This window comes from Roseovarius sp. MBR-51 (genome assembly GCF_053628575.1).
This window is the reverse complement of record NZ_JBRJGQ010000016.1, coordinates 63,901-71,823: the sequence shown is the minus strand read 5'-3', so window position 1 is coordinate 71,823 and position 7,923 is coordinate 63,901. Positions and strand designations below refer to the sequence as shown.

The window sequence follows — 7,923 nt, the reverse complement described above, 5'->3', positions numbered from 1 at the left end:
ACATCCAGTCTCATAAATACCGGTACAGAATCTCATGAACCCCGACTCGTTTTTCAGGGAAGTGCTTGAATCTCATGAATTCCGGCTATCCGACAAAACTAAAGCGACATGACATGTCGTGGAACATATCACTTTTACGTCCGATAATGCAAGATTATCGGACATCATGGCAAAAGATAGAGCGAGGCGTTTTCTGTGCTATTTTCTGGAGCAAAGCGCCGCGATGGTTTAGGCTTCAGTCATGACATTTGCCCGACCGGAACACTCCATCGACACAGACACTCTACCCCGGATGCCCGCATGGGTCACCTCGGCACGTCCTGAAGCCTTTGAAGATGTGGCGTTTTTATCGGGCGCGGCGCTGAACCACCTGCATCTTGTGTTGGGACGCGAAGAGGTCCCCAAAGCCTTGTTGCGGGATCGGCTGGCGCTGCGAGCGGCCGAGGCATGTGTCGGGTTTTCTGGTCGTCCGGAAAGAGCCCCAGAGCTGCGCGACGCGATTCATCTTCTGCGCCCTGGCGATCTACCTGGTCCCGCGGGGGAAACTTACCTTGCCTGGCGTCGCGCGGTGGAGCGGCCGGTGTCAATCAAGGCTCTGGGCCGAGCCTTGCCGATCTTGGAGTTGGGCCAGATTGCTACATGGCTCGATACGGGGAAGGGAGCGCCGGTGACCCGTGCCGCGATGGCGCTGGATGCTGTCCTGACGGAGGCACCCCGTGCCGAAGTCCCGGCGTTGATCCTCGCGGACGCCGCCCTCGCCCAGGCGCTTGGTTGGGATCATGTCGTGCCGCTGCTGGCCGCGGGTTTGAAACGCACAGACCTGCGCAAGCGGGGTGACGATTTGCGCCTAGCCTGTCATCGCGCAGTGACCGCATCCGCGGTCGAGGCCGCGCGTCTGGCTGTCGATCTCGCGCGTCGGGCTTCGCTTTTGAAAGGAGTTGCACCAAAGCTTCGGGCCAAGGGGGCAGGGGCGGCGGTGAAAATATTCCTGACGCAGGACGCCGTGGCGCCCAGTGCCCTGCCTTTGCCGGACCGCGCGGCGCGGCGGCTCTGTGACCGGCTTGTCGATCTCGGCGCGGTCCGTGAGCTAACCGGGCGCGACACATTCCGGCTCTACGGGGTGTAGCCATGAGCATGGACAGCGAAAGTGGGAACCGGTTTCGCGGTTCGGACATGCGACCGGAAAGGAAGTCGAAGGATCGACCAGAAGCTGAGCTTGATCGCGAGTTGCTCGACCTGCCACCGGAGTTGCGCTGGCGGGAATGGATGCGCCGGATCGAGGCGGTGCTGTTTGCCTCTGCCTCGCCTGTACCGCGCGAGGATCTGGCGCGCATAGTGGGGCAGGGGACTTCGGTTGATCTGCTGTTGGAAGACCTTGCCGCTGATCTGGAAGGGCGGGCGTTCGAGATTGCCATGGTCGCAGGGGGGTGGATGTTCCGGACGCGGCCTGTTTACGCGCCTGCGATCCGCGCCGCAGCGGATGTCGGAGACCAGTTGCTGGACCTGAACGAGTTCGACGTCGCGATTTTGGCGGCCATCGCCTACCACCAGCCGATCACCCGCGATGGGCTCAAAGACATCTTTGGCAAAGAGATCAGCCGGGACCTGATCGGAAGGCTGCATGCGCAGGGTCTGATTGGAACTGGGCCGCGCGCGCCGCGTCGTGGTGCCCCCTATACCTTCGTGACCACAGACGCGTTCCTCGCAGCTTTCGGGCTGGAGAGCTTGCGCGACCTGCCAGACGCTGAACAGCTGAATGATGCCGGGCTGGCCGCGCGCGCCTGAAACTCACCGGGAATTTTTACAGCGCTTGCCGCTGCTGATCGAGCCGCGCGGCCGCCTGAACGAGATCCGCCAAATGCGGGCCAGCGGTGGTAGAGCAAGGCCCAGCTTTGGGCCGAGGCAGGACGGCATCGCTGAAAGATGTGACCAGTCCGCTCCAAGCTGGCGCAGCCTGAACGACGCGTTTCCAATAGATAATCGCGGAACTTCTTCTCTTTTCGAACGGCGTCGACCGCCCTTCCGCCAATTTCTGAAACAGCTGATAGCGATCCCGATGGGGGAGGCGCACGATGGATACACTCTGTTTACCAAATTGAAAGCAAGCCGATCCAAGAAGGTCCGGCAGTGATCGTCCTTCTGCCATTCTATGCCCTGCTGCCTGCAGACGAAGCAGATCGTCGATCAGACGCTCAAGACGCCGAACCCCATTGGTGGCAGGACGGGTGCGTTTGCAGAGGGCCGCGCCGCACCGGGCGCAGATCTGATGCGGCACAAGACGCTTCTGGCTGAACGGAGCCAATCCGCCCCCGCAAGATGGGCACCTGTCCCGAAGCCGACAACCGTGGTGAAAGCAAGAAACGCGTGTCGCCAGGCTCCAGCCTCGGCGAAAATAGGGCGTTTCGTCTTCCGTCAGACAAGCGGGACAGAACTGCAGCCAGGTAACCTGCCTCCTGGGTGCGCAACTCTGCTGAGGCGATGCCCGCAGGGGCAAACGCAGCCGGGCCAAGGGGTCAGGGGCAATGGTCAGAGCCGCGATGTCTTCCACGGGTATGCCGGTATGCTCTCGCAGAAACTGCAGGATGCGATCGGGCAACGCCCGATCAAGCCGCGCCGACCAGTTCTCACCCGGCGCTCCGAGAAGCGTGCCAAAATAGTGCGGAGGTATGCCGTTCGCGTAGGCGAGGCGGTGCAGCCAACTCGACAGAAGTTCACCTGGTGCGGGCATAATGCTCACTGGCCAACGGCTTCCCGCCACACTTTCATACCGCTCTGCAGGTGTGACGGATATCTCGGTCGGCCCAAACCTCATGTCATATCGTGACGCAAAGCGGAATTACGGCGCCTCGAGAGAGGCACATAGCCGAGGTCCCACAGGGTTGCGCCCGTGATCCGGCCCTCACCGCGCGAGATTGCCGCCACTGCGGCACGGGTGACGATCTCGACAACCTCGCCGATCAGCCCCTCTGACAGATCATGGATGATCTTCGCCAAGGGTTCGCGCGACAGATCGGAGGCTTCGGCGAGCGGCAGACTGGCTTCCAGGCTGTCGAGAAGCGTCGCGAAATCCTCGTCATACGCCCAGCGTGGAATGGGGATCGTATCGAAGCGTGAGCCCATTTCGTCCGTGTCATGCACCGCATCGTAGATCGCGATTTCGCCGACAAGGACGGGTGAGATGTCATGCACTCGTGCGATCCGCCGCAAGAACGAGAAGATGGCCTTCACATCCTCGCGCCGCCCGCGCAACGCGCTGTGGAACTCGTCGAAGATCAAAAGGCGCGGCTTCAGGCGCTCCAGAAGATGATCGACCTGATCGCCGGCGCGGGCCAGGCTGCGCCAGCCAGCGGCTTGTGGCGCGCGCAATCCGGACAGGATGCTGGCATAGAAATGCGACAGCCCTGCACCTTCCCGGGTCTGAAACACCCACACCTTTTGCTGCTCGGCAACACGCAGATGTTCGACGGCGAAGCGTTCGGCGATCATGGTCTTGCCGTTATGGTAGGGACCGGCAAGCAGCAAACCGCGTGGGCGCAGGGATGGCGGTCGCTCAAGCAGCAGTCGCATCGCGTCATGCGTCGCGCCGGCCGCCGGATGGCTGATCCAGCGCGGCGCGCGCACATGGGCGATCCGCACTGCGTCATCGGCCTGCAAGAGTGGGACGGTGGCGGACATGAGGTGGTCCGGCACCTTACCAATCCTCGATTGGGAAGACCCGCCGCGGACGATCCGGGTCGAGCTTTGCCTGGGCCGAGGCGGAAGGCGTAGCGAAGTCGGCATAAGGCTTCTTTGCCTCGGTGGCATGCCGGGCGCGGGTCATCTCCTTCAAACGGCTTTTGGGGGTTTTGGCGGCGGCAACAGTTGCGGCGATTTCGCGTCGGATGGCTGATGCCTCCTGCACAGGGCGCCGCTGGATTTCACGCCGCTGCTGTCGATCCGCCTGGTGCTGCCAAAGCATGATCGGCTCGGCCAGTCCGTCCCGTCGCCTGACCGGCCGCCAGGCCTGCGTATCCGGATCCTTGACGTAGACATGGCTGATGTCGCGAGGATCATAGCACAGATCGAGCGGCTCCAGCCGGTCACGACGCGCAACCAGCGGGCCAAGCCAGGGCTCGAAATAGTCGATGGCGAAGAGACTGATGCCCTGAGGTGAAATTTTCCGCGTCTTGCGTGGCAGGAAATTCAGCAGCACATCGACAGGCGCATCGATAGGCCGGTCCTTCGGCTGGAACCGATCTTCCCACTCTTTCGCCGGAACGGTCAGCCTGCGCGCATTCTGGCTCAGGTTGTGGTCGATGATCGCGAGCGCGATGCAGCGTTCAAGATCCGCGAAGCTGAGCCGTGCCCGCGCTTCCGAGGCATAGTCGCCCCGATCCGCGATGGAACGCCCCGTCTTGCCGGGCAAGGCGCGTAGCGCGGTGTTCACTTTCCCAAGCAGGCGTTCCACGACTCCGCCCCGATGCACGGTGCCCTTGTTCCGCATGCGTATGGCGATGCCATAGTCCGCGCATCCTCTGCTGAAGGTGCTGCTCTGGAACTCCTTGGCGGAATCGACGACGATTTGCTTCGGGCGACCGTGCATCGGCCAGGCATGATCGATACCGCGTTCTGCCAGCCAGTCAATCTTGCAGCACATCGCGTGCGCCAGACAAAGCGCGACAGACAGTCGTGACGGCCGCTCGAGGGTCAGGCAGAAGCCGATGATCGCGCTCGTGGCCACATCTGCAGCGATGGTCAGATAGGGACGACCAACGAAGACACCGTGGTCATCAATCACCTCAACAAATTGGATGTCTGCCGGCGTGTGATCGATCTGGACAACGTCGAGCGCGTGGTTAGCCCGGATGTAGCCCGGTCGCGGCTTCAGCCGGTGCAGGTGTTTACCATCCGACAGGCGGCGGCGGGCAATTTCTTCCGGGGCGAACAGAATGGGGATCCGCCGGGCGACAGTGACATAGGCGGGTGGAGTGTGCCCTTCCTCTGCGCAGCGGGTGCGGATCTCTTCAACGATCGGTGCAAGGTCCGGCTGCTCCGGGCGCAACCACATCTCCCGCAGGGTCACCGCGATGATGTTCTCGACTGCGGGGTTGATCCTTGGTTGTCTTGTTCCACTCCTTCGCGGCAGAAGGGACGATACCCTGCGCTCTTCCCGATACCGCGCCAGATAGTTGTAGACTTGGCGTGTCGAGAACCGCAGCTCGGATGCCGCGCGCATCACGGCCTCACGCACCGGCGCCGCTCCGTCAAGAATCCGGTCCAACTCGCGCGCGGTACGCGTCGCCTTGGCCCACGCTTCATCCGAGGCATGCGCTTCGCCGGACGTCATCGATATGAAACTTCCGAGACCGGCTGGGTCATGCGCCAACAGGGCGGCCACTTGCTGAAATACGTAGCCAAAATTGAAGCCCTTAGCTGAAAAATGATGTGCAATTCGTGGTATCTTCCAAAAATCACGTAATAATCATGTGCTGAAAATAGTGAAGAAAATGCGACACCCCGATGTGGATCGCCACATCGGGGATGGAGATAGACGAATGCATATTGAAACCACGTATATTGATATTTGACATATCAAAGATAACGGTTTAGATAGGGGTCACCCCATTCACAGGATACCTCATGATCACTGGCCCCCAAATGCGCGCTGCTCGTGCTTTGCTCGGTATCGACCAGAAGACCCTGGCCGAACTGGCAGGGCTTTCCGTGCCGACGATTCAGCGCATGGAGGCAAGCACCGGCAATGTGCGCGGCGTGGTCGACAGCCTGACCAAGGTCATTGCAGCGCTTGAGCTTGCGGGGGCAGAACTCATTGGAGAAGGCTCCGTCAGCACGACGGGCGGACGCGGTGTGCGCCTCAAGGTGCCTCCACCCAGACATTGAAAAACTCAACACGCGACGGCGACCGCCGACAAAAAGCCGACGATCCCGCTGCTACCCTCAAAGGTGCGGCCGAAGATGAAAGACCAGACCACCAGACAGAGAACGGCACCCAGCTTCGTCGAACTCTTTACTCCGAAACTCGTCACCGTCCTGCGTGAGGGCTATGGACTGCCCCAGTTGCGGGCGGATGCCATTGCCGGTCTGACCGTTGCCATCGTCGCACTGCCCCTCTCGATGGCGATCGCTATTGCCTCGGGGGCGACCCCGGCACAGGGGCTCTACACCGCGATCGTTGGCGGCTTCCTTGTCTCGCTTCTTGGCGGTTCGCGCTTCCAGATCGGTGGCCCAGCTGGTGCCTTCATCGTGCTGGTGGCCAGTACCGTCGCACTGCACGGAATGGACGGGCTGATCCTCGCAACCTTCCTGTCGGGCTTGATGCTGACTGCAGTCGGGTTCCTGCGGCTTGGCACCTTCATCAAGTTTATTCCCTTCCCAGTCACTGTCGGGTTCACGGCTGGGATCGCGGTGATCATCTTCGCCAGCCAGATCAAGGAGCTCTTCGGCCTGACGCTCGATCATGAGCCCGGTGAGCTACTTGAAAAACTGCCCGTACTTTGGGCGGCCCGGGACAGTATCACGCCCGCGGCTGTTCTGCTGTCTGTCGCGACGGTCGGCATCATTCTCGGCCTGCGCCGGCGGCGTCCCCATTGGCCTGGCATGCTGATCGCGGTCGCGGTAGCGGCGGCAGTCGTCGCGCTTCTTGGGCTGCCGGTTCAGACCATCGGCACCAAGTTCGGTGGGATCCCGTCCTCACTTCCTGCCCCGAGCCTGCCGGAACTCTCGATGGAGAAGATCTTGGCGGTGCTTCCGGAGGCGATCTCCTTCACCCTGCTCGGCGCCATCGAGTCGCTTCTGTCGGCCGTCGTGGCCGACGGCATGACCGGGCGGCGGCACCGTTCGAACTGCGAGCTTGTCGCGCAGGGGGCGGCGAATATCGGGGCGTCCCTCTTTGGCGGCTTCTGCGTTACGGGCACGATCGCGCGGACGGCAACCAACGTGCGGGCGGGCGCGCATGGGCCGGTTGCCGGGATGCTGCATGCCCTGTTCATCCTGCTCTTCATGCTCGTCGCCGCCCCCCTCGCGGCTTATATTCCGCTCGCCGCACTGGCGGGTGTTCTGGCCGTCGTGGCCTGGAACATGATCGAGAAACCCGCCATCGCGATCTTGCTGCGCTCGGGCTGGGGCGAGGCGACAGTTCTTGGCGCGACCTTCTTCCTGACCATCTTCCGCGATCTGACCGAAGCCATCATCGTCGGCTTCGCACTCGGGTCAGTCCTGTTCATCCAGCGTATGAGCCAGACAACCGGGGTCGCTGAAAACACTGCCTTCGTCGGCCGTGATGAAGCGGACTCCACGCACCCGCGTGCGACCTACGACGAGGAGCAAGCGGCAAACCCCGAGGTTGTGGTCTATCGTATCACCGGCGCGCTCTTCTTCGGCGCGACGGCCTCGATCGGATCGGTGCTTGACCGCATTCAGGACAGCCATAAGGCGCTGGTCGTCGACTTCTCGGCAGTGCCGTTCCTCGACTCCACCGGGGCCAACATGATTGAGGGCCTTGCGCACAAGGCACACAAGCGTGGCGTGGCCCTTTGGCTGACAGGGGCAAGCCGCGACATCCAGCGCGTGTTCGTAACACACGGCCTGAAACGGCCACTCGTCCACTATGCCGCTTCCGTCGAGGACGCGCTCAAGAGCCTTGAGGACGGTGTCGACGCCCACGAGGAGGCCGCGTGATGCAGAGAGTCGCGTCGGAGCGCCGGCGGCGCCGAGAGTCCTTTGATCCACAGGAGCGACGCCGCTATGTTCTTTCCGCGCTTGAGCGTCCACGCACACAGGCAGAGCTTCGTGACGCCCTCGGCATGAGCAACAGCGGAATCTTGCACCTTCTGCGGCGCCTAGAGCGAGACGGGCTGGTCTGCCCAGCCGAACGTGTGGCCTGGACGCGTGTCTGGGAAAAGACGCGAAACGGTGACTGACGTC

At 62.1% G+C, this 7,923-nt stretch carries 8 protein-coding genes and 1 pseudogene; 6 read left to right on the top strand and 3 right to left on the bottom strand.

The window, feature by feature from the left end; translation table 11 throughout:
- Window positions 1–241: 241 nt before the first annotated feature.
- The 3 genes from ACSSVY_RS19025 to ACSSVY_RS19015 are packed head-to-tail and all read left to right on the top strand — an operon-like array spanning window position 242 to window position 2,131.
- Window positions 242–1,126 carry a DUF1403 family protein gene (locus ACSSVY_RS19025; protein ID WP_394457477.1) on the top strand — a complete coding sequence of 295 codons (885 nt, stop codon included), beginning with the start codon at window positions 242–244 and terminating at the stop codon, window positions 1,124–1,126.
- Between the two features lie 47 nt (window positions 1,127–1,173).
- A complete protein-coding gene (gene scpB / locus ACSSVY_RS19020) occupies window positions 1,174–1,785 on the top strand; it encodes an SMC-Scp complex subunit ScpB (RefSeq protein WP_037240140.1) in 612 nt (203 codons plus the stop codon).
- The gene (locus ACSSVY_RS19015; RefSeq protein WP_454271320.1) at window positions 1,760–2,131 is read left to right on the top strand and encodes a hypothetical protein; all 372 of its coding nucleotides are present in this window, start codon (window positions 1,760–1,762) and stop codon (window positions 2,129–2,131) included. The genes scpB and ACSSVY_RS19015 overlap by 26 nt, the downstream gene beginning before the upstream one ends.
- A gap of 213 nt (window positions 2,132–2,344) precedes the next feature.
- On the opposite strand, the pseudogene ACSSVY_RS19010 reads toward ACSSVY_RS19015, so the two are convergent.
- The 3 genes and pseudogenes from ACSSVY_RS19010 to ACSSVY_RS19000 all read right to left on the bottom strand — a co-directional run.
- Window positions 2,345–2,728, bottom strand: a pseudogene (locus ACSSVY_RS19010) (TniQ family protein); the annotation flags it as partial.
- Window positions 2,729–2,808: 80 nt separating this feature from the next.
- Window positions 2,809–3,675 (bottom strand): TniB family NTP-binding protein, encoded by an 867-nt coding sequence (locus ACSSVY_RS19005; RefSeq protein WP_454271316.1) that lies wholly within the window; start codon window positions 3,673–3,675, stop codon window positions 2,809–2,811.
- Between the two features lie 16 nt (window positions 3,676–3,691).
- On the bottom strand, window positions 3,692–5,326 hold the full coding sequence (locus ACSSVY_RS19000) for a Mu transposase C-terminal domain-containing protein (protein ID WP_454271315.1): 1,635 nt from the start codon (window positions 5,324–5,326) through the stop codon (window positions 3,692–3,694).
- A 293-nt stretch (window positions 5,327–5,619) separates the two neighbouring features.
- Here ACSSVY_RS19000 and ACSSVY_RS18995 point away from each other — a divergent pair, with 293 nt between their 5' ends.
- The 3 genes from ACSSVY_RS18995 (at window position 5,620) to ACSSVY_RS18985 (ending at window position 7,919) form a co-directional block, all read left to right on the top strand.
- A complete protein-coding gene (locus ACSSVY_RS18995) occupies window positions 5,620–5,880 on the top strand; it encodes a helix-turn-helix domain-containing protein (protein ID WP_274591148.1) in 261 nt (86 codons plus the stop codon).
- 75 nt (window positions 5,881–5,955) lie between these two features.
- The gene (locus ACSSVY_RS18990) at window positions 5,956–7,677 is read left to right on the top strand and encodes a SulP family inorganic anion transporter (RefSeq protein WP_454271314.1); all 1,722 of its coding nucleotides are present in this window, start codon (window positions 5,956–5,958) and stop codon (window positions 7,675–7,677) included.
- Window positions 7,677–7,919, top strand: a complete 243-nt coding sequence (locus ACSSVY_RS18985; RefSeq protein ID WP_371399016.1) for a winged helix-turn-helix transcriptional regulator — start codon at window positions 7,677–7,679, stop codon at window positions 7,917–7,919. Before ACSSVY_RS18990 ends, ACSSVY_RS18985 begins: the two co-directional genes overlap by 1 nt.
- The last annotated feature ends 4 nt before the right edge of the window (window positions 7,920–7,923 follow it).